This window comes from Methanolobus vulcani (genome assembly GCF_900100715.1).
GTDB classification, from domain to species: Archaea; Halobacteriota; Methanosarcinia; order Methanosarcinales; family Methanosarcinaceae; genus Methanolobus; species Methanolobus vulcani.
Genome location: NZ_FNCA01000011.1, coordinates 18,917 through 42,359 on the forward strand (window position 1 = coordinate 18,917; position 23,443 = coordinate 42,359).

Genomic DNA, 23,443 nt, shown 5'->3' on the forward strand with positions numbered 1-23,443 from the left:
GTAGTATATTTCTACATTTATTATATTTATGATGTATCTTCTCAAAGGTTGCGGGTATAAGATGAAAAAACAATTAAAATACTACGGCTTATCCTTAATATTCTGCTTAATCATATTCTTTACAATTATTTCGGTCAATGCAGCAGAAGTAGATTCACAAACAGAACTAAGTTCCAGTGATATTTCAAATGGGTCTCAATTATCGATGGCTCCTCTAAATCCTGCATTTCTTCAATATCAGGAAGAACTGGAACAGAGTCAAAATGATGCATCAGGTGCAGATAACCTGATGTCCGTGTCTAGTTTGGTATTACCGGTCAGTCAATCAAATCTACTATTTTCAAATGAAAATGAATCATCTGATATATTTACTCCTTCAAACGGTTATATGCCTTCACCTGTAGACCTCTCTCATCTTTCTCCCGTAAGCATGGATGCCTTACTTGCCGACGATACTATCAGAACTTCAGGTCTTGAACTCATGGGGTCTGAAGTATCATACCCGTCACGATATGACCTGCGTGATGAAAATGGTGTCACAGCAGTAAGAGATCAGGGACAGGCTGGAAGTTGCTGGGCACATGCATCGATAGCATCCCTAGAATCCTACCTTTTATATAATCGATCTGAAACCTGGGACTTTTCGGAGAATAACGTAAAGAATACACTTGCATCTTCTTATCCGAATGGATTTGACCGTGATGCTGACGGTGGAGGAAGCCCATTCATGACAGCTGCATATCTTACAAGGTGGGATGGACCGGTACTCGAGTCCGATGATCCATACAATGACCTATCAGGCATATCTCCCTCAGACATAACAGTGGCAAAACACGTTCAAGAGGTACTTATGCTTCCTGAACTAAATCATTCGGATGATATCTTTAGATGGGGTCTGACCAATTATGGTGCAATAGCAATATTCATGGAGTTTTATGACTCTTCGATGAATTTAGAAAACAATAGTTATTACTTCAGTAGTGATCCTGATGAAGTTGATAGTGGAAATCACCTTGTGACTCTTGTAGGCTGGGATGACAACTATAGCAAATATAATTTTACACCCACTGCTCCTGATGATGGCGCTTATATTATCAAGAATTCCTGGGGAGATAACTGGGGTGAAGATGGATATTTCTATATCTCATATTACGATAACACACTTCAATATTCCTGCACAATTTTTACTGCTGAAAATGTAAGTGATTTTGATCATATCTATCAGTATGACGAACTTGGTTTGGTAAATGATTATGGCTTTTCCAATACCACAGGATATGGGGCAAATATCTTTACTGCATCAACAAATGAAACTTTAGAGGCAGTAAGCTTCTACACAACCGATTCAAATTCCTTCTATAACATATCTGTCTATCTGGACCCGGTATCCGGTCCAATCAACAGTTCAGGTCCTGTATCGGTACAAAACGGAACAATGGCCATTGCCGGATACCATACAATTGATCTGGATACAAACGTTTCACTTAATGCAGGTCAGAATTTTTCAGTGGTTGTAAACTTCACAACACCTGCCTATAATTATCCTCTTCCAGTAGAATATCCGATGTCAGGTTGGAGTAGCAATGCACATGCAGAAGCAGGTCAGAGTTATGTAAGTTCTAATGGAAACGAATGGGAAGATATAAGCGAATCTGATGCAAATGTATGCATCAAAGCGTTCACAACAGAAAATAAAGAGCCACAAACTGCATTTGTTGCAGGTACAAGATACGTTCATGTTAATGAGTCTGTAGATTTCCATGATGCAAGTCTTTTCTCACCGGAAAGCTGGGAATGGGACTTTGGGGATAATTCTACATCATCAGTACAAAATCCGTTGCATTCTTATTCAGATGCTGGCGTTTATAATGTATCACTGAATGCATCGAACTCTTTTGGAAATAACATTTCCACAAGAACTTCGTTTATTCATGTTCTCAATTCAACAATTGTTGTCAATAGCAGTGGAAGTGCTGATTTCACGACAATCCGTGAAGCGGTTGATGCTGCATCTGATGGTGACACCATTGTTGTTGAATCTGGTACTTATAATGAGAATTTGTATTTTAAAAATGATAATATCAGTCTTGTTTCATCGACAGGCAATCCTGAAGATGTCAGGATTATTTCATCTTCTTCCAGTCACGTTGTTATCTACGTAAAAGCAAATTACATCACTATTTCAGGTATAAGTGCCGAAGATGGCTCTACTGCAATAGTCGTTGATTCATCAATTGGGTGTAACATAAGTAATTGCTATGCATTTGGAAGTACATATGGTATCTATCTCTATAATTCTCAGGACAACAGTGTCTCAAATTGTACTTCATATGAAAATTCATATGGTTTACGTTTGAGTAGTTCTATGAATAATGTTCTGGCTAATAATTCTATGAATAATAACACGTTAAATTCATATTTTGATTCAAACGTCAATATTGTGGGAACAAGTAATCTGGTAGACGGAAAACCAATATATTATCTTGTGAACAGCTCCGATCAGGTTATAGATGCCAGTTCCAATGCCGGACTTGTCTATTTATTTAATTGTTCTAACATAACAGTAGAAGATCTGGAAATCGAGAACAATTATTGTGGATTTTACCTCTACGACAGCAACAATGTAAGCATTGAAAATTGTACGAGCACTGGTAACCGATATGGTGTATATCTTTCTTCTTCTTCTGATAACAACACAATCTATAGTTGCAATATAAGTGAAATTTCCACTTATGGTCTCTTACTGGCTGAATGCAGCAATAATCTCATTTATAACAACTATTTCAACAACAGCAACAATGTCTATATTTCAGGTGTCGGGTCAAATGAATGGAACTCTATAATGACAAATGGAACCAACATTATCAACGGAAGCTATCTTGGCGGAAACTTCTGGGCAACACCTGCAGGAACAGGCTGGAGCCAGACTGAGTACTCCGTTGGAAATGGTTTCTGTGCTGCATATGAGATAACAGATGACGGAAACAATACTGATTATCTTCCACTGACCTTGAATAGTGTTCAACCAACTGTTTCAGGTGACAGTTCCAATCAAAACAATGATGATGGAATACGTGTAAAAATAGCCACAACCACATCATCTCCGTCAAATGTGATTGCAACAGATTCAAGTGTACGTTTCGTAGGCAGGGACGCTGAAGTGCAATATGTTTTCAGTAAAGATAACACCCCTGTAAATGAGATTAGTTTTGAATCCGATGTCAATGAAGGCTATATTATGGCAAGTGTCAGTCTTCTTAATGAACTGCCGGAGAGCTCTCCCGCACCTACGTCAGTAACGGTTTATCAGGGAATGGAAATTCTCCTTGGTGACAAAGACTTCTCATCTGGCATTGGTGATGCGAAGATATCTTTCTCAGTTTCAAAAGAATGGCTTGAGTCAAATGGTTTTGGTGAAGGAGATATCCGCATGGAACATTTCTCTGATGATATTTGGAACAAACTCCCAACTGTTGTAACAGGCGAAGATGACGAATATTTCTACTTTGAAGCGACAACAACAGGATTTTCACCATTTATGATCTGTGCAGATAATACTACGGTATCTGCTGATAATAATGTTCAGACAGCTGACTCTGCAATAGTTGCAAGTAGTCCGGGTTCCACGGCGACAAACGAGGATATTCAGGTTACCAATGAGAACGACAGTTCCGATTCAGGTAATCTGCTATCTATCTTTGTTATATTGTTGATAGTTGGAGCTATAGGTGTCATTTACTGGAAAAAGGGGATCAAGAGATGAAAATGTGATCCTTTATTTTTATTTTAAGTGAAAACAGAATGGAATTTGGAGCTTAATCTCTCATAGTTTTTTGCTCCATTTTTTTGCAACAATTATTTTAATTACTACTAATATACTATTTCTCCTTACATTTTTAATACTCTCGCATTTTAAGAAGGTACATATAAATGAAAAATCCATTATTATCAAATCACCTGTTATTTGCATGTTGCATCGTGTTGATATTACTATCATCCTGTTGTGCTGCAACAGAAAATGATACATATATGAGTTCTGATCAGAATGACTCTTCGCCTGGGATTTTGATTGCACCTCTGAATCCTGCATTTGTAGAATATCAGCAAGAACTGGTGGATGAACAAAAATCAGTTCAGGTAAACTCAAATGATTTGACTTTTTCAAGTCTCGCATTGCCTGTCAGTTCAAAAAATAATGTGCCTTCTGAAACGTTCGATCATCCCACAGGACTTATTCCTTCTCCTGTAGATCTCTCTCATCTTTCTCCTGTAAGTATGGATTATCTAATGGCTGATGATACCATTAAGACTTCAGGTCTTGAACTGATGAGTTCTGAAGTATCGTATCCTTCCTGTTTTGACTTGCGTGAGCACAATGGTGTCACGGCAGTTAGGGACCAGGGCCAGGCCGGAAGCTGCTGGACTCATTCAGCTACTGCATCCCTCGAATCTTATCTCCTTTTTAACAGATCAGAAACATGGGATTTTTCTGAGAATAACATAAAGGATACTCTGGTATCAAGCAATCCCGATGGATTCACCCGCACATATGATGATGGTGGTTTTGACCTTTTTGATGCTGCTTACTACTCAAGATGGAGTGGCCCTGTACTGGAATCCGATGATCCGTACAATGATCACTCAGGTTTTTCCCCGGATAACCTTCCAGTAGCAAAACATGTGCAGGAAATTATGATCCTTCCTGGTTTTGAAGGCAATGACACTCTTTATAAATGGATGCTTACTCACTATGGAGCCATATCAGTAGCCATAATGCAGGATGATTCTTATTTTGATTCCGATAATAACAGTTATTATTACAATGGCCCGGTTGTATATGCAAACCATGCTGTGACTCTGGTTGGCTGGGATGACAATTATTCTGCTCAGAATTTCACTCCCACAGCTCCTGGAAATGGAGCGTTCATAATCAAAAATTCCTGGGGTGATTCCTGGGGTGAGGATGGATTCTACTATGTATCCTACTATGACACAGTAATGGGAAATGATGAAGGTATAGATGGAATTGGTACCAAACCATATGCTGGCAATTTCCTGTACACGGCAGAGAACGTAAGCAATTATGGCCGTGTTTATCAGTATGATGAACTTGGATGGGTCGGTTGTGCAGGTTACAATAACAGCACTGCTTCAGGTGCTAATATCTTCACAGCGAGTTCAAATGAGACTCTTGAGGCTGTGAGCTTTTATACTGTAGATTCTAACTCCATTTACAATATCTCTGTGTATCTGAACCCTGAATCAGGTCCTGTTAATAGTTCAGGTCCGGTATCTGTTCAGAATGGAACGATTGCCATTGCAGGTTATCATACTATTGACCTTGATACAAATGTTTCACTTAATGCCGGTCAGAATTTCTCAGTTGTTGTAGAATTCACAACACCGAATTATACTTCCCCGATAGCAATCGAAAAAGTTGTAAAAGATTATAGTGAAAATGCCCATGCTGAAGCAGGCCAGAGTTTTATGAGTTTCAATGGCAGCCAGTGGACAGACATTTCGGATTCCAATATGAATGTATGTATCAAAGCGTTCACCACAGAGAACAAAGAGCCTGATTCTGCATTTGTTGCAGGTACAAGATATGTTCATGTCAATGAGACAGTTGATTTCCATGATGTAAGTCTGTTCTCACCGGAAAGCTGGGAATGGGACTTTGGGGACAATTCAACGTCATCGCTTCAGAACCCACTGCACTCTTATTCAGAAACCGGGATCTACACAGTATCACTGAATGCATCAAACTCTTATGGAAACAATACTTCTGTAAGGACTTCTTTCATTCAGGTTCTTAATTCAACAATTGTTGTCAATAGCAGTGGTAGTGCTGATTTTACTACTATAACTGAAGCAATCAATGCTGCATCTGATGGTGATACGGTTGTTATCGAACCTGGAACTTATACGGAGAATTTGTATCTGGACACAGACAACATCAGTATTCTGTCATCTACAGGTAATCCTGAAGATGTCAGAATAGTCTCTGAGGATTCAAGTGAGATTACAATTTATTTAATAGCTGATAATGTTAATATTTCAGGCATCAATGCTGTAGATGGATATATTGGAATACTTGTTTATTTTTCAGAAGGATGTAACATAAGTAATTGCTCTGCTTCTGGAAATACGTATGGTATCTATTTCTATTATTCTCAGGACAACAGCGTCTCAAATTGTACTTCAGATGAGAACACATATGGATTACGTTTACGTGGTTCAGAGAACAACATCCTGAATGACAATTCTATGAATAATAACACGTTTAATTCATATTTTGATTCAAACGCCAATATTGTAGGAACGGATAATCTGGTTGACGGAAAGCCGATATATTACCTTGTGAACAGTTCGGATCAGGTTCTAGATGCCAGTTCCAATGCAGGAATTGTCTATTTATTTAATTGTTCCAACGTAACAGTAGAGGATCTGGAAATTGAGAATAACTATTGTGGATTTTACCTCTACGACAGCGACAATGTGAGCATCGATAATTGTACGAGTACTGATAATCGATATGGTGTTTATCTTTCTTCTTCAGATAACAACACTATCTATAGTTGCAATATAAGTGACATTTCCACTTATGGTCTTTCACTGGTTGATTGCAGTGACAATCTGATCTATAACAATTACTTCAACAGCAGTGCCAATGTCTATGTTTCAGGCGGTACGTCCAACGACTGGAATATCACAATGGCAAATGGAATCAACATCATCAATGAAAGTTATCTTGGTGGAAATTTCTGGGCAAAGCCAGATAACACTGGTTGGAGCCAGACAGAATATTCTATTGGAAATGGTTTCTGCGATGCATATGAGATCACAGATGACGGAAACAATACTGATTATCTTCCGCTGACCTTGAATAGTGTTCAACCGGCGGTTTCAGATGACAGTTCCAGCCATGATGACGGAATACGTGTAAAAATAGCCACAATCACTTCTTCTGCGTCAAATATTGTTGCAACTGATTCCAGCGTACGTTTTGTTGGTAAAGATGCTGAAGTAAAATATGTATTCACAGGTGATTCCACTCCGGTAAATGAGATAAGTTTTGAATCCGGGACAAATCAAGGTTATGTCATGGCAACTGTCAGTTTGCTAAATGAACTGCCGGAAAGTTCTCCCGCACCTTCATCTGTATCGGTTTATCAGGGAATGGATATTCTTCTTGGTGATGAAGATTTCTCATCTGGCATTGGTGATGCGAAGATCTCCTTCTCAGTATCAAGAGAATGGCTAGAGTCCAATGGTTTTGTTGAAGGGGATATCCGCATGGAACACTTTTCAGATGGTATCTGGAACACACTTCCAACGGTTGTGACAGGTGAAGATGATGAGTACATCTACTTTGAAGCGACAACAACAGGATTTTCACCATTCATTATCTGTGTTGATATCTCAGGAGACGGTCAGGTTAACGCAGGCTCTTCTTCAGGCAATAAAGGCGACACCGCAGTTTCAGAGAATATCATACCGGATGTTCTGCAGGATTCTGATCAATCCCGGAACAATTCTGTACGCACATTAACAACGTTGTCCGGTTTGATAGTGGCCACAATTCTGGGATTAGTTTTCAAGATGAAGAAATCAGAGTAACATTCTGATTTCTTTACTTTCTTTTTAATATTGTAATCAATAACCTGAGGCTAGAATATTCAATACCAGAATTAGATTATTAAGCAAGCTTAAAAAAGTTTATTCCTGATATCTGATCTCTGCTTCCTCACCGAATACATTTCTTAAGTTCAAAAGAAGTGACGATCTGGTCCTATCGATCTCATCTTTAAGATTATAGAGGTGCTTGCTCTCAGAGTCGATATCGTTGTTCACATCTTTTAGATTTAGATTGTACTTCTCTATTTCCTTCTCTATCTCTTCTTTCTCTTTGTAGATGCTAAGGGAATTCAATTCAGCAAGAAGTTCATCTTTCTCCTCAAGATGTTCTTTCCTATGTTCAACAAATGATGAAATCAGATCTCTGTCATTGAGGATATCTATCTGTTTCAGGGCCTTCTCACACATCTGCTCCTTAAGTCCCAGTTCTCCACTCTCTATTCGATTTGTAAGTTCAGTAAGGAATGGATCAATATTCTGTTCAATTGCATTAGCAGGCTCTTCTTTTATTGATTTGAGAATTGTCCTGTTCTCAGGTGAAAGCACACACCTATCATTATCATCCTGCTTTTCCATTCTTGAGATAGCCTTGGATAAAGGTGTGAACAATCTCTTGATTTCTGCTTCTATGTCTTTTATCTCTGAGTCAACCGTTCTAATCTCATCTTTCAGTTGCCTTGCTTTTTCAAATTCCTCGCTGTTCTCCAGTTCCGTAAGCCTTGACTCTGCTTTGCTGAGTTTCTCTTTTGCAGCGTCATATCTGGAATGCATTTCCTGGATTCTTTTAGCGATACTGTCCATTTCTTCTTCTATTCTTTTTACATCCTCAGCATTGGATTCAATTTTATCAAGGTCTTCGATTCTTCTGATTCCTTTCATAATTGAGGAATAGAGTTCATCAAGAGAATCCTCAAGTTCAGAAAGCCCTTGATTGATCATCTGGTGTTCCTGAGGATAAAGTGCTTTGATGTACATCAGGCTACGACTTGTGTTATCAAGAACAGTTTTAAGAACAGATTTTGCATCCTTGTAGAATTCTGAGGCAATTAATGGTGATGTATCTTTTGGGACTTCCAATTTATCATGTATGAGGTTCAGGTTGTTGACAACATTATCCCTGTTTGATCCACCGAGTTTCTCTCCTCGTTTGCTGACATTCTCCATAGGCTCAGCAGCCAGCAACTCTTCCTTCTGGTTTTCAAGTTCCTCTAATGCTGCCTTAATTGAACCATAATTCTCCTCTACGACAGGTCTGAGTCCATCTATCTGTTTTTCAGATTCCTCTGTCACAATTGCGGCAAGTTCCCTGAACTCAAAAACAGCTGAATGAGACTCTTCTTTTTCCTGCTTTTTCCCTAAAAGCCTTTCAATGAATTTCATCTCTTCACTCAGAAAAGGCGATGCAACTTTAAAAGTTTATTGGGTATTTTGGCTCTGACAAGAAAGTAATATCAGAAAAGGACTATTCTGTCTCTTTCAATACGGACAAGACACCTGTCATCCTCTTTCAGGTTGAGATTTTCAAAGAACTGGTCGGATATTTCAGCTATCATCAGATTTTCATGTTCCTTTATCTCAAGTGCAAGGGTTTTGCTTGAACCCTTGTTCACCATGCTCTTAACACATGCATGGAGTGTATTCTCATCTTTGATGGTTTCATCGGTCACAGGAAGGATACGCAGGTTTTCCGGTCTGATCCCCCATGATATGGTTTCTTTAACCTGATAGTCAGGCCTCTTTGCAGTGATCTTCAGGTTTTCACAACCTATTGTGAGAGTTCCTGCCATCTCATCATCTTTTATTACCGACGAATCCTCAAATATATTTGTCACACCTACAAGTTCGGCAACATGGCAGTTTTTGGGATGATAGAACACCTCTTCAGGAGTTCCTATCTGCTGAACTCTTCCATCATGGAACACAACAACCTTATCGGCGATCGTGAATGCTTCAACGTGGTTATGGGTTATGAAAAGTACAGGGATCTTCAGTTCTCTCTGTATCTCCTTGATCTTCTCCCTGAGTTTCATGCGGACAACCCTGTCAAGAGCGGAAAACGGTTCGTCCAGTAATAGTATGTCAGGTTTTGGTGCCAGTGCACGTGCAAGTGCAACTCTTTGTTTCTGACCGCCTGAAAGCTGAGAGGGGTAATTATTCTCCAGTCCTTTGATGTCAAGCATCTGGAGCATGTCATCGATTCGTTCTTCCTTGTCTTTTTCTTCCCATCCCTTCAGTCCATAGGCTATATTCTTTTTCACATCCATATGCGGGAAAAGTGCATAGCTCTGAAAAACATAACCAAGGCTGCGTTGTTGTACTGGCAGGTTGATCCTCTTATGGCAATCGAAATACACATTGCCGTTGACAATTATCTTGCCACCGTTTGGTTCCAGCAGTCCAGAGATGCATTGTAGAGCTGTTGTTTTCCCTGATCCCGAGCGACCGAAAAATACTGCAAGCTCATCGCCGACTTCAAATTGAGCATCTAGTGTGAAAGCGGCTTCAATGCCTTTTCTCTTATCACTTTTTTTTCGATAATACCGTTTTCTGAAATCCGCTTTAATGCCCATGATATCGCCTCATATCTTCCAGTTGTTAATGACCTTTGCAGTTATGGCCATTGAAAGCAGGGACATTACTATCAGTATGATGACCAGTGTGTTGGCAAGTTCATTATTCCCTGCCTGGAATGCGCTGTAAATTGAAATAGACATTGTGTTAGTTCTTCCGGGGATGTTTCCGGCAAACATAAGTGTGGCACCAAATTCCCCGACTGCCCTTGCAAAACTGAGGACTATTCCTGCAAGTATGCCTTTCTTTGCAAGCGGAAGAGTTATGAAGAGGGCGGTGTCAAGTTCTTTTCTCCCAAGGGTGAAAGCCGCATACTCGTATTCCCTGTCTACTGCTTCTATGGCTGCGGTGGTGGTTTTGACCATAAGCGGCAGGGATACAACAAAAGCTGCAATTACCGCTGCCTGCCAGGTAAATACTATGCTCCATCCTGTAAGGTTGTAGAGAATGCTCCCAAGTGCTCCTTTTTTCCCAAGCAACACTACCAGAAGATAACCTGTTACTGTGGGTGGAAGTACAAGGGGTAAAGTTACAACAATGTCGGCCAGCCATTTTCCCCGAAAATCACGTCTTGCAAGTATGTATGATATCACCATGCCTGTTATTGCCACTATTAATGTGGAAAGGCCGGCTATTTTAAGTGTGATCAGCAGGGGAAATCCAATCTGGTCGAACATTATTATTTTCCTTTTAAGCTGTGAATCCGTAAGACTGCAGGATTGCCTTTCCTTCATCGGATGTGACAAAGTCCACAAATGTCTGTGCTTCCGTCTGATGTTCTGATGATTCAACTACTGCAATCGGATAGCTGATAGGGGTTACAGTAGGTATGGTTGCTTTTACCTCGATTGTACCTTCATCTGCTGTTGCTGCGTCTGTGCTGTAGACAAATCCCGCATCAACTTCTCCTCTTTCAACATACACGAGCACCTGCTTTACATCATCTGCAAGCAGTGTCTTGGACTGAAGTTTGTCCCAGAGACCTGCCTGTTCCAGTGCTTCTACGGTGTATTTTCCAACCGGTGCAGTTTCCGGGTTTCCGATGCTTATTGTTTCAACATCATTTGACAGAAGATCTTCAGGTCCTGTTATGTTCAGTGTACTGTCAACTGGTGTTATCAGTACAACGGTGTTTGATGCGAAGTCCTTTCTTGATTCTTCAACAATAAGGGATTCATTACTTAATATATTCATATGGCTCTGTGATGCTGATGCGAACACGTCAATAGGTGCTCCACCTTCTATCTGTATCCTGAGTGTTCCTGAACCTGCAAAGTTGTAGTTCACATCGATATCAGGATTCTCTTCTTCAAAAACGGTTTCAAGTTCTGTGAATGCTTCTGTAAGGCTCGCTGCTGCCGATACTGTGATGGTTGTCACTTCACCTGAGCCACTATCGGTATTTACGTCAGTTCCTACGTCACTTGTTGTACTGGTGTCGGTACAACCGCTTACGAATACCACAAGAGCAAGTATGGCTGCAATAGCCAGAATTAGTTTTTTGTTAAATGTCATAATTACTACCTTCCTGCATGCAGTCAGCCGAACTTAACGTAAAATATCTATTAATTATGCGTTATGTTCTCTGCCACATAACGCTAACTTCCTCATTCTAATATAAGTAATTTTCCTGATAGTGATACTGTTAAGTTAAGGAGTATTTTGATTATCTGAAATTTCTGTTATAATAAGAAATAATTCAGTAGATTAAAAATGTATCTTAAAAAAGAGAGTAGCAGCAAAAAAGCTGCCAAAACAAAATAATTATTCTTCGACGACAGTGACTTTGTTCATCTTGTCTTTTGCCTTGATCTTGTTGACGACATCCTGACCTTCGATAACCTGACCGAAGACAGTGTGCACGCCATCAAGGTGTGGCTGTGGGGAGTGTGTGATGAAGAACTGGCTTCCACCGGTGTTCTTTCCTGCGTGTGCCATTGAAAGTGCACCCTTGCCGTGTTTGCGTGGGTTTCCCTTTGTCTCACACTTGATAGTATATCCTGGTCCGCCGGTTCCGTCTCCTCTTGGGCATCCACCCTGGATAACGAAGTTTGGAATCACTCTGTGGAAAGTAAGTCCGTCATAGAATCCTTCCTTAATGAGCTTCTCAAAGTTTTCCACGGTCTTTGGTGCGTCCTTTTCGAACAGTTCAAGGACAATATTTCCTTTATCGGTCTCAATGATTGCTTTCTTCATGAATTTCACCTTTATGGGATTTCTAAAGGCTTATGGCTAATTTAAGTTTTTCTGTGAACTCCACTTGATCGAGTTATATTAACTGACAGTAGCATGCAGCTCATTACTGGTAATGTGCAGGAATGTAATGATACCGCCACCGGAATCATAGATAAGAGTATATTCTGATTGGTCTTCCTGTATCTTATTATTGTTCTTCTGCTCCCAGGAACATGCAATAACACCATCCTGTGCCAGCAGCTTCATGTAATGGTTAGTAACGTTGTACAAACTCATTACATCCCCATCTGATATTGTAACATTTGGAAGCATTGTTGTCGAGCTTTTCTCATCCCACGAATATTCCGTAATATCAGCGTCACTGTACTCCAGCATATAGGTATCACTCAGAAGATCAAAAGTACTGTTTGCCAGCTTCACATTTGCAGGATCCTCATAAACCGGGAATTCACTGCTTCCATAAGTATCCCAAATTTCTTTATCCGGACTGACCGATGTATCTGAATATTCAATAGTATCTATGACATTCTTTTTGATCTCATAGTAAAGTGTCTTAGTTCCTGAAGTTGCAGTAACAGTGGTTTCAACCGAATTGAAATTTGAAGCTTCACCATCTTCATCCTGGAAATAGAACGAAAAATTATACATCGGGTCCGGATTTGAAGCATTCAGCTTTATGATCTTGAATGAATTTGAAAGTGCAAAAGTTCCCATGGGTGGTAAAGTATCAAGTTCAATTACTGCAGTTTGGTTTTCATGATCCAGAGCTACTAAAGTAGATGTAAGTGACTCTGCATACTCTGCCCATCCCTCATAGAAGTCGCTCTTTATGTAAATTATAATATTATCAGCTTTCAGAGGGTTTGTAAAATTACTATTCAGGACCACATTTGGGAAGAGGATCTCTGGCTTATTAGTAGAAACAACCTTAATGGTCGTATCGCTAATTCCTGATACAGACGTATTTCCACTTATCCTCATTACAGGAAGTGTAAGTGTTTCTATATTGTAGTGGAATTCTGGTGGCGAGATCATAATAGTGCCGCCATTGCCATACTTAGACCACACACCACCACCTTCGTAAGCAATTATCCTGTTACCTGAAGTGTACTTGATCTTTCCCATTGGTATAGGTGAACCATATCCTGCAAAATCCGATTCGTTCTCATATTTTTTCCATGAATTCCACAGTGTGCGGTTATCATAAAATTCTGAATACCATGATGAATCACTATCCAATGCTAATACCATTATCTGGCTATCGTTGTAGTCTGCGGTGTCACCCATAACCTCAAGTTTTCCACCCATCTGGTTGACCCTCGTTATCTGGATGGGTGATTCTCCCAATGAGGCCTTGCTTGCTCTTGAGTCAAAAACCGTAAAGGCCTGCTCGACCTTTTGAGCTTCAGCGATATCTTCGAGGTTGTCCAGGGTAGGTGTTGTGTAAAGGATTATAATTGCTATGGATAGAAGTGTAATTGCAAGGATGAGTACAATTCCAACAACAGATGAAACTGCTCTTTCATTTGATAATTGTTTTAGTTTCATTATTCCATCTCATCCTTTCAATTTATGGTAACATGCATGGGTGCTTCAACAATAAAGACATCTATATTTGATGAATAATCTTTACTGGTACTGACTGTGCTATTTGTCCAATCCACATTTTCGATTGGCATTTCCATACTTTCGTTCAGGTATTTTTCCCACGCTTTAAAGTAATCACTTTTAATCGAAATATTGACCTGAGATACATTGTAGTATCTCTCTATTGTTCTTCTGCCACCATTTACACTAACACTTACAAGTCCGGTTCCTGAAAGGCTGGAAGTACCGGATAGACTTGAACATGGTATCAGAAGCACATTATCAGAAAAACTGAACAAAGGGTTCAGTTTAACCAATGACTGACCATTTTCATATCTCGACCAAATTCCTGTATTCTCATAACAAACAAACGTATTCTCATAGTTATTCTCTATCGTCCCAATATGCTTTGCAAACTTTTCGGTATCATAAGAACTATTTGATACATTCCATACCTGCATATTGACTTCCATGTAACTGAAACTTGACACAGAAAGTGATCCACCATACATTTTCAGTTCAATGGATTGGGAAGGTGCACTACCTTTAACCACTTTATTGATATTCGGGGCAAGAACCTGGAAACTCTGTACGATATTCTCTGAATGCTGATTTTCCTGCAAGTGTTGAATAAGCGGATACCCGGCAACCACAATGATGGCTGTTGCTAGTAGTATAATACTCAATATTATGCTGAAATCTATTAATTCAGATACCGCATCATCAGATCTCAGATCCCTTCCTTTCATATCAACACTTCTTTTTGGTTTATCTGATACCTATTAAATTTGAATTTGCATCATAATACAGTTCAAAATAGTCCTGTCCGCTGTATACTTTATTTGAGGCAACACTTGAAGTTGATGTAACGTACGTTATCTTTACTTCTGTTTCAGGCCCGCTCTCTGATCTAAAAATTATTTCCCTGGTACTATTTGATAGTTCAATAGAATATTGATGCCTTGCAATTGCAGCAGGTAATGAAAACTGATAGCTGATATTCTCAGCTTTTCCACCGTAGTTGTTTGTGATCTGAACAGCGGTATCTATATTTGATATTTGCAGTGCCAGATCATTTCCATGTATTTCAAACTGATCACGTGCGACACTCCTCTCGTGCCTGTCCATCATTGTGTAGAACGAACCAACCACAACCACCAGTGTTATCACTGTTATTGAAAGCATAAGAACAGTTCCAACCGAAATGGATACTGCATTATCGTCATCTTTTATTTTTTTGATCATGCTTGCCCTTTTGGTAATGTGATTGGTATCAATGCGTTCATCTTGAGATTACCATTTTTAACCATCTCGATTCTCGTTTCAACTACATCAATTCTCTCTATCTCAAATTGATTTCCATTTATTGTATCTCCTGCAATCAGGAATGTACCGGATGTAGCACTTCCATTAATGAATCGGATGCTGTATGTTTTCCCGGCTGTTTCGTCATTAAAATAATAATTGAAAAAGGAACTTCCGTCTATAAGGTTAGAACTAATGTTCATTTCCCCGCTGCTGCTACTATATGTGTCGAGTACTGTAACTCCATCTGTAACACTAACGTTTACGTTGATGCCGGATCTAACAAATTTTGCAGACCATATTGTTCCTGATAGATCAAAGGCCTCTACGGAAAACACTGTACCGTTGGTGAATGCTGTAGAATTGATTGCCACCATAAAAGTATCAGTGTTATTTATTCTTTCAATAACGGTCCAGTTAGCTTTTCCATCAATAAGTCCATTCTGTGTAAAGTAAGGCTCCTGAAAGTCTCCGTGTTCTATAGTATAGATAACTCCGCAAAAAGCACAGCTTTCCGTCATCTTCCGGGAAAAAACACCAATATAATCATTGAATTTAGCATCATTTACAGATCCGTTATATGAGTAAGAATATGCTTTTTCATAGGCTTCAACAGTAACCTGGACAGTGTTTGAATAATCATACACATTTGTTTCAACATTTGATTCCGAAGCTGTGTTGCTGGCAAAAATAATGCTGTTTAGCATAAGTGTCAATACGACTACAGCCATGCCTATGGCAAAACTGGCAATCAGTATCATCTGTGCAGCATCATCTGATTTTCTCATATTTACACCATCACATCCGCCACAAGGTTAACCTGACATCTATCAAACTATAGAAGTCAGTATTTGTGTCCATATCTCCTATTCCGGTGGTTGTTGCAAACTGTGAAGGTGTTTGCATGTCAGAATTTGAAAGTAACAGTTTTTTTGAAACAACGACTGCATTGTTTGAAGGCTCACCATTGTAAATGTAAGGAAGAGTAATCGTATTTCCGTTATTATCTATCCAGGTAAATTCAACATTATGCGCAATTCCTCTCGGAACAATTACCGTTTTAAGCATATCTGCTGTTGAGCTGTTAACCAGTGTTTTATTGGTATGGGCATAGGTCACACTGTTCCAGCTATAAGAATCTCCATCCCAGTTGAGTATATCCTTTTTGAGATCGGAGTCTTCACCATTCTGTGAATAATCCAGTGAGTTCAGGATATCCTGTCCGATTGTATAAAGGTGGGTTTCCACATGGGCATTAGCTGTTGAGGATGTCAGGGGGGTAAGTGATGTAGCCTGGATTGAGAATATGAGTACACCTATTATGATGGTGGCAGCGATCAGAGCCTCAAGGGTATATATTTGAGCTATGTTGTCTTTGCTGATGGAAAATGGTGCTTTAGCTCTCATATTACCACACCCTTACAGAAAGAACAGATATGGATGAGTTACCTGTGGTCTCATTCCTTAACATTATTACCCTTTTTGTCTGAGCAATATTGCTGTATTCAGGAAGTTGTTTACCGCCAGCATATATTGTGCTGTTTTCATTTTCGATCGTGACATTCATATCATAGCGCAAATATGTACTATTTAAACCATAGAAATTGAGGATCCCGTCATAATTGCCATTGATCTCTGTGAAAAAGGTGGCAACTTTTGTACCGTCAAGAAGGTTAATGTTTCCAGGTTTCTGGGCACTGAGTTCCTGTTCTACTATATTTGTAGATATTCTGTCAGCAATAAGGGTAATTTCATCGGAGTTTGACTCGAATGGAAGAAATAATCCTGATGTATATGAAAATACGAAAATAATGGTGGTCAGGAATATCGATATTCCTATTATATAGTCAATTTGCATCTGTCCGCGATTATCCAAAAAATCCCCTTATTTTTATAATAGATTTAGTATTATATAATAATATCTTTGTTTGATCCCTTTCTATACTCTGTTGTAGTTGATTTTTCTTAACTTGATTTTCTGCACAGTTTCACAATGGAGTAATATACAAAATGTCTTATATTATTGTCACATTATATTATCTTATAATAGATTTGCTTAAAAATTCAAATCTAGTTTTTGCGGTGACATAAAAACTATCACGTGGTGGCTTAATGGTGTTCTTTAAAAAATTAACGTTCTTTCTATTGATCTTATTTGTATTCTCTATAACTTCTTTGGCGCTTGATGTGGAAATGCTTACAACAGATATACAGAGCAATGCTTCAGAGGGTGTCAACATCAGCGTAATGATCACAGACAACGGCACTCCGGTGAACAATGCACCTGTCAACTTTACAACAGATCTTGGTATCCTCAGTTCTTCTTCAGCTTATTCAAATCTATCCGGCATAGCTGAAGTAACTATCAATTCCAGTGTAGCAGGTACAGCCCATGTCAATGCAAGTGCCGGAAATTTCTCTAACCAGACCACCGTAACATTTTCTCCATTATCAATATCTTCTATAATAGTCCATGCAGATCACTATCAGAATACGGCAGGCAATATCACAAACATTACATTTTCACCAATCGATTCCATAGGAAATATCAACTACAGCACACCGGTTACTCTGAATGTGATCATAAAAGATATTTTTGGCATTCCATTGCATGACCTGGAAATGTATGTAAACTCATCAAAGATATCATCCCTATATGCAAGTTCTGCAACAAGAAATGTTACTTATGTTACATCTCCTTCCCAGGATTTCCTTCTCTCACTCAACTCTACTGTAGCAGGCAATATCACTATTTATTCAACTGCAGGCTCAGTTACAAACACCACATATCTTGATGTAGTTCCTGGTTCACCCGGACTGATGAAGGTAATATACAACAAAGAATATACTGTCAACACCGGTTCTAACATTTCCGCAATAGTCTATGATTCATTCTATAATCCAGTAGGGAATGTGAATATCAGTTTTTCAGTAACACCACCTGAAAACACTGTTTATAATAGTCCCAACACTTACAATTCAGCCAGTCTTGAATATTATAATGGCACCACTGATTCAAGCGGTATAGTTCCAAATATCTTCACAACCGACAAAAGAGCAGGTGGAAATACTGTTACCATTAATGTTCTGAATACCTCATTGCAACATAATGTTACTATTACAGGAATTGCTGATAAGATCAATAATTTTTTTATGAGCTATAGTCCAGAATATTCACTTTCAAACAATGAGGATCGCTACACACTTTCAGCAAGACCTGTTGATCAATTCATGAATCCGATACTTCCTCTTTCCACTCCTGTCAAAGAGCAAGTCAGGTTCACAAGTGCAAGTGGAAACCTTGTATTAGTACCTCTGAACAGCCAGGGACGTGCAAATATTGTTATTGGTCCCACACCCTACATTGAATCCCTTTCAGTAACTGCAACCTATAAGAATGAATCCGGCTTTACTAATTTCACAAACGGTTCCACTCTCTATTTCACAGCGGGTCCTCTTGATTCAATGGACCTGTACGCAAATCCAGCTGCAGTACTTTCCCAGGATCTCAATGGAAACCATCATACTGACATAACACTGGTCGCACTGGATGAATGGGGTCATTCGTTGCCAAATATCCATGTTCTTTTTAACAATACAAACACTACAGTGGGAACATTTACTATTGCTAACTATAATGATACAGATCTCATTAATGCAACAACAGATTCTCAAGGACGTATCTATGGTGCCTTCACTGGAAACGTATCAGGAAACACCAGCATCTTGGCAACCAGTGCAAATATGACCGTCTCTACTAATATAAGTGTTAAATCAGAGCCATTCCTTAGTGTAAGTCTTAATGTAACACCTTCAACAGTAAACTCCGGTTCTCTTGTAAATATTACAACTATTATTTCCATAGAAGGAGAGCTTCCTATTGTAAGACCAGCAGCAAGTGCAATGCTTGTGCTTGACCGCTCAGGTAGTATGGATCCTGACTATTATGCCGGTTCTCCTCTGGATGTTGTACTTGTGATCGACCGTTCAGGAAGTATGTCGGGCACACCTATCCAGGATGCAAGGAATGCAGCAAAAGAATTCACTGATAATCTTGTGTCTAACTCTGAAGTGGGTATTGTTTCATTTGCAAGTTCAAGTGGTGTGAATGAGGATATGACATTGCTTAATGCCTACAACAATAAAGTATCCGTTAAAAGTGCCATTGATTCAATAACCGATGGTGGTTCTACGGCCATGGGAGAAGGTATGGCAGATGCAAATGATCTTCTCATTAACCACGGACGTTCAAGTGCCAGAAAAGTAATGATTGTTCTGACTGACGGAGAAACAAATGCAGGTGAGGACCAGGATGGTGAGAACGCCATAGCATATGCAAATGCCAATGGTGTGACCATCTATACAATTGGTCTTGGAAGCAGTCTCGATGAAGCCCTGCTGCGCCACATCGCATCAGAGACAGGCGGTACTTACTACAATGCACCTGACAGTTCCGACCTCAGTGAGATCTATGCTACGATCTCCCAGGAACTTAGTGATTACGATGTATCTGAAATTGAATATGGTGTTGAAGGTTTCACCCCTTATGATTACACATTCCAGGGTTCACTTTCAGCGCCTTCTTCTATAAGTAATGTGAAACTCAGGTTTGATGGATATGATCTGGATACTACGTTTAATGCAGGTTCCAACTATGGTGGTTCAAGTGCAGGAGAGGCTCTTGTTAAAGTAAATGGCGATAATTTTGTATTGATCCCTTCTTCTGATACAGGTATAAATGAACAATGGGATAGTTATGAGTATGACATCTCAAGCTATGTACAACCAGGAAGTAATACAATCTCATTCTACGATTATTATTATCTTATTGAGCATAGCAATTGGAACAATCGTGTAAAGAATGTTGAAATAGTCTGGAATGGAACTCCAATCCAATCTTATTCTGCTGACACTGAGCTGTACGATCATGCTTATGATTGTTCATTCGATTTGATGGAACCTTATGAGAAGACAATCTTTATCAACGAAACCATCAATGATCTGAAAGTTCAGCTCGATTGGCAAAATAGCAGCAATGATTTTTCTCTTCAATTGACAAGTCCTTCCGGAACAATTTATGGTCCGAATGACAACACCACAGGTTATTACCCAGATGCTACTTCCGAATATATATGGATTCAGCCATTGTCTTATGTTTACCCGAACGATGATGGAGATACAGTAGAAAAAGGTAACTGGACAATTACTGTGTTTGGAAGTTCTTCAGAAGACTTTACAATCACAACCTACATCGATAAAAAGAGTGCAACACAGTTGTCCTCACATGCTTTTATGTCAAGCTTTGATGAAACAAGAGGTGACAAGGCAGGACTTGCGCTATATAGTTTCGAGGACGTGGTTTCAGAAGGCAGCCAGACCAGTTATGTGCTGGCTAACAGTACTTGGGTCGGTTATTTCACTCCGGATACGGACGGATATTACATATTCAATGTATCATGGGATGATTCCACTACAGTAAATGTGTCCCTGTATGATGGTATAGATGTCCTCTCTTCATCTACGGGAACCAGTTTCTGTGAAGTCTCAGCACTACTTACCGCAGATAATACTTATAATATTGATGTATCCAAAGGCGCCGGTGTCCAGGCAGATACGAAGTTTACGGTAAATGTATCCACCACTGATATTGATACTGTAATGACAGCATATTACGACAGTGGAGGCGGTGGAGGTACACCAAAGGTACGTACATGGGACGGTGTTGACTGGTCTTCAGAAAGCTCTGCCAATTATGTTGGTGCAAGTCCTTGTTATGTAGTACTTGAATCAAGTCCTATAGATTCAGAGATCATAATGGCAACTTCTGATGACGGTTATGATGTTAATGTCCAGGTATGGGATGGTTCTTCCTGGGGAACTGTCAATGAGTTCTCAAATCATCTCGATTCATACGGACAGAGAGGTTTTGACCTGAAATATGAACAGGTGTCCGGAGATGCCATAATAACTTACATGAACATGGATGAGGATGATGGAGTTCCATTGTATCGTGTCTGGGATGGTTCATCCTGGAGCTCAGAGTCTCTGGTATACAGTAACAATGAAGGAAAAGGAGATGTAAGGTGGATCCGGCTCGAAGCAAATCCAAATTCCGATGAGATGGTTCTTGTAACACTGGACGATAAACTTGACCTTTGTGCTCAGGTCTGGGATGGCTCCTCCTGGGGCAACCAGATAGAATTGACCAACGATGCTGTTATTGAAAGTTACCAGTGCTTTGATGTCATGTATGAGCAGGACTCAGGAAGGGCAATAGTTGCATGGGCTGATTCTGATGGCCGCATGAAATATCGCATATGGGATGGCAGTTCATGGGGTTCAGAGACAAACATGTATTATTACTCCGATTATGTTTTCTGGGTAAAGATGGCAGCTGATCCTAACTCAGACAGAATCCTTCTTGCTACTGAAGACTGGTCATATGATATCTATGTAACAGACTGGGATGGCTCTTCCTGGGAAACACCTTTAAGAGTAGAAAATGATGTCTACGAATACAGTCGAAGGTCTGTTGATGTTGCTTTTGAAGAGAACAGTGGTACAGGTATCATTGTATGGGGTGAAAGCAATCCTGTTCCTAAATATAGAACATGGGATGGTTCTTCCTGGAGTTCAGAATCTTCTGCATTCGCTATAGGAAGTAGCGGTTACACACGTTGGGTCCAGTTGACTCCTGATCCATCATCTGATGCTATCTTCCTCATGACATCTGATGGAAGTAATGATCTTAATATCCAGAGGTGGGATGGTTCATCCTGGGGTGTTGTTACAGAGGTTGAAACTTCATCCACCAGATATTACGAGTGCTTTGATATAGTGTTCAGTGACACTGATCAGACGCCGGTATCAACTCCTGTTTCATGGAACGAATGGACCGGAAGTGTGACATCAACATTTGACAATGATTCTCTCTCACATTTGGAAAATGCGATAGATACAATCACTGCTGACGGACTTACAGCAATCGATGAGGGTCTTTATCTGGCTAATAATGAATTATCGTCTGTAGACGGAAACTCAACCATAGTCATCATGACAGACGGACTTGACAATGCAGGTTATCATTCCTTGCTGGAAGAAGCATACAGGGCCAGGGACAACAACACAGTTATCTACACAGTAGGATTTGGTAACAGTGAAGCAGACGTAGACCCGATACTGCAGGAAATTGCAACCATCACCGGTGGTGAATACTATTTCGCACCAAATTCCAGTGTCCTGAAAGATATCTTCCAGGGAATTGCCATGCAGATAACTAATTTCTCTGCAGATGGCCCTGTTCTGGATCTTCGTGTTCCATATAATTACGTAACTCCTCTTGCAGTTGCAAAAGCAACATATCAGTCAGGTAGCAGCAATGCTACCATAGGCAATTTGACATTCTTTGATACACCAACTGCGCCTGCAACCGGTAATGCAGAGCCTACAATTACTCAATCCGGTTCAACTTCATCCTTAGAATGGCAATTGCCAAACATGGGACCAGGTGACAAATGGGGTATATGGTATCAGATGAAAGTGGATGGTGCAGGTTATGTTCCTATTATCATGCCAACTTCAACGGTAACATATACAGACCTTAGTGGTGAGAATATCACTGTTTCTGTTGGTGGTGCTGGAAGTGCCAGTGTAGGTGGTAGTGTCACTGGAGTGTCTGCGTTCCCATTGGGAAGCTTTGATATGTATCCTGATGATGAGGTTATACTGATAGACAATACTACTACGTTGACTCTAACTCTTAAAGACACGATGGGAAACACAAGTTTTGCTTATGTGTATCTTTACAGCAACATAGGATATTTTGGAAACTATGAGAACCCAATTAATGTCACCGTTGTTGATTGGGATACTGTGGACTTTACCAGTGCAATTGCTGGAAGAGCTTACATCACTGCATATGCCTATCAAATAGGAAATGAGAGTAGCATGCTTGTTGCCAGGGATGTGCTGGCAGTCAGACCAAAAGGGATGATAAGTATTAGTTGATTTACAGTTGTAGTATTAGAGATTAAAATCTATTCAGAAGCTTTGGTAAAACCTGAGCTTCTTTTACTTTTCTATTTGTAGTTTCATTCAAGAACTGACTACTTACCTTATTAATCTATGATTCGGTTTTATCGGTGCA

General features: G+C 39.7%; 14 protein-coding genes. 3 read left to right on the forward strand and 11 right to left on the reverse strand.

Annotated elements, in window-relative coordinates:
* Positions 1-61 precede the first annotated feature (61 nt).
* Positions 62-3,763 (forward strand): lectin like domain-containing protein, encoded by a 3,702-nt coding sequence (locus BLP52_RS12770; protein ID WP_162272989.1) that lies wholly within the window; start codon positions 62-64, stop codon positions 3,761-3,763.
* Between the two features lie 266 nt (positions 3,764-4,029).
* Complete coding sequence (locus tag BLP52_RS12775; RefSeq protein WP_162272990.1) at positions 4,030-7,620, forward strand: lectin like domain-containing protein; 3,591 nt, start codon at positions 4,030-4,032, stop codon at positions 7,618-7,620.
* Positions 7,621-7,719: 99 nt separating this feature from the next.
* On the opposite strand, the gene BLP52_RS12780 is transcribed toward BLP52_RS12775, so the two are convergent.
* The 11 genes from BLP52_RS12780 to BLP52_RS12830 all read right to left on the reverse strand — a co-directional run bounded on the left by BLP52_RS12780 (position 7,720) and on the right by BLP52_RS12830 (position 17,173).
* On the reverse strand, positions 7,720-9,018 hold the full coding sequence (locus tag BLP52_RS12780; RefSeq protein ID WP_091710879.1) for a hypothetical protein: 1,299 nt from the start codon (positions 9,016-9,018) through the stop codon (positions 7,720-7,722).
* 71 nt (positions 9,019-9,089) lie between these two features.
* Positions 9,090-10,208 (reverse strand): ABC transporter ATP-binding protein, encoded by a 1,119-nt coding sequence (locus BLP52_RS12785; RefSeq protein ID WP_091710880.1) that lies wholly within the window; start codon positions 10,206-10,208, stop codon positions 9,090-9,092.
* 9 nt (positions 10,209-10,217) lie between these two features.
* Positions 10,218-10,886 (reverse strand): molybdate ABC transporter permease subunit, encoded by a 669-nt coding sequence (gene modB / locus BLP52_RS12790; protein WP_091710881.1) that lies wholly within the window; start codon positions 10,884-10,886, stop codon positions 10,218-10,220.
* Positions 10,887-10,899: 13 nt separating this feature from the next.
* Positions 10,900-11,724, reverse strand: a complete 825-nt coding sequence (gene modA / locus BLP52_RS12795; RefSeq protein WP_091710882.1) for a molybdate ABC transporter substrate-binding protein — start codon at positions 11,722-11,724, stop codon at positions 10,900-10,902.
* Between the two features lie 249 nt (positions 11,725-11,973).
* Entirely contained in the window at positions 11,974-12,405 is a 432-nt protein-coding gene (locus BLP52_RS12800) for a peptidylprolyl isomerase (RefSeq protein WP_091710883.1), read from the reverse strand.
* 78 nt (positions 12,406-12,483) lie between these two features.
* A complete protein-coding gene (locus BLP52_RS12805; RefSeq protein ID WP_091710884.1) occupies positions 12,484-13,953 on the reverse strand; it encodes a DUF7289 family protein in 1,470 nt (489 codons plus the stop codon).
* A gap of 17 nt (positions 13,954-13,970) precedes the next feature.
* Positions 13,971-14,741, reverse strand: coding sequence for a DUF7289 family protein (locus BLP52_RS12810; protein ID WP_091710885.1), 771 nt, complete (start codon positions 14,739-14,741; stop codon positions 13,971-13,973).
* Positions 14,742-14,760: 19 nt separating this feature from the next.
* Entirely contained in the window at positions 14,761-15,237 is a 477-nt protein-coding gene (locus BLP52_RS12815; RefSeq protein WP_091710886.1) for a DUF7266 family protein, read from the reverse strand.
* Positions 15,234-16,085 (reverse strand): cupredoxin domain-containing protein, encoded by an 852-nt coding sequence (locus BLP52_RS12820; protein ID WP_091710887.1) that lies wholly within the window; start codon positions 16,083-16,085, stop codon positions 15,234-15,236. Before BLP52_RS12820 ends, BLP52_RS12815 begins: the two co-directional genes overlap by 4 nt.
* 10 nt (positions 16,086-16,095) lie before the next feature.
* The gene (locus BLP52_RS12825; protein ID WP_091710888.1) at positions 16,096-16,704 is read right to left on the reverse strand and encodes a DUF7288 family protein; all 609 of its coding nucleotides are present in this window, start codon (positions 16,702-16,704) and stop codon (positions 16,096-16,098) included.
* A 1-nt stretch (position 16,705) separates the two neighbouring features.
* A complete protein-coding gene (locus tag BLP52_RS12830; RefSeq protein WP_091710889.1) occupies positions 16,706-17,173 on the reverse strand; it encodes a DUF7287 family protein in 468 nt (155 codons plus the stop codon).
* 317 nt (positions 17,174-17,490) lie between these two features.
* On the opposite strand from BLP52_RS12830, the gene BLP52_RS12835 reads away from it, so the two are divergent.
* Positions 17,491-23,304, forward strand: a complete 5,814-nt coding sequence (locus BLP52_RS12835; protein ID WP_162272991.1) for a VWA domain-containing protein — start codon at positions 17,491-17,493, stop codon at positions 23,302-23,304.
* Positions 23,305-23,443 lie beyond the last annotated feature (139 nt).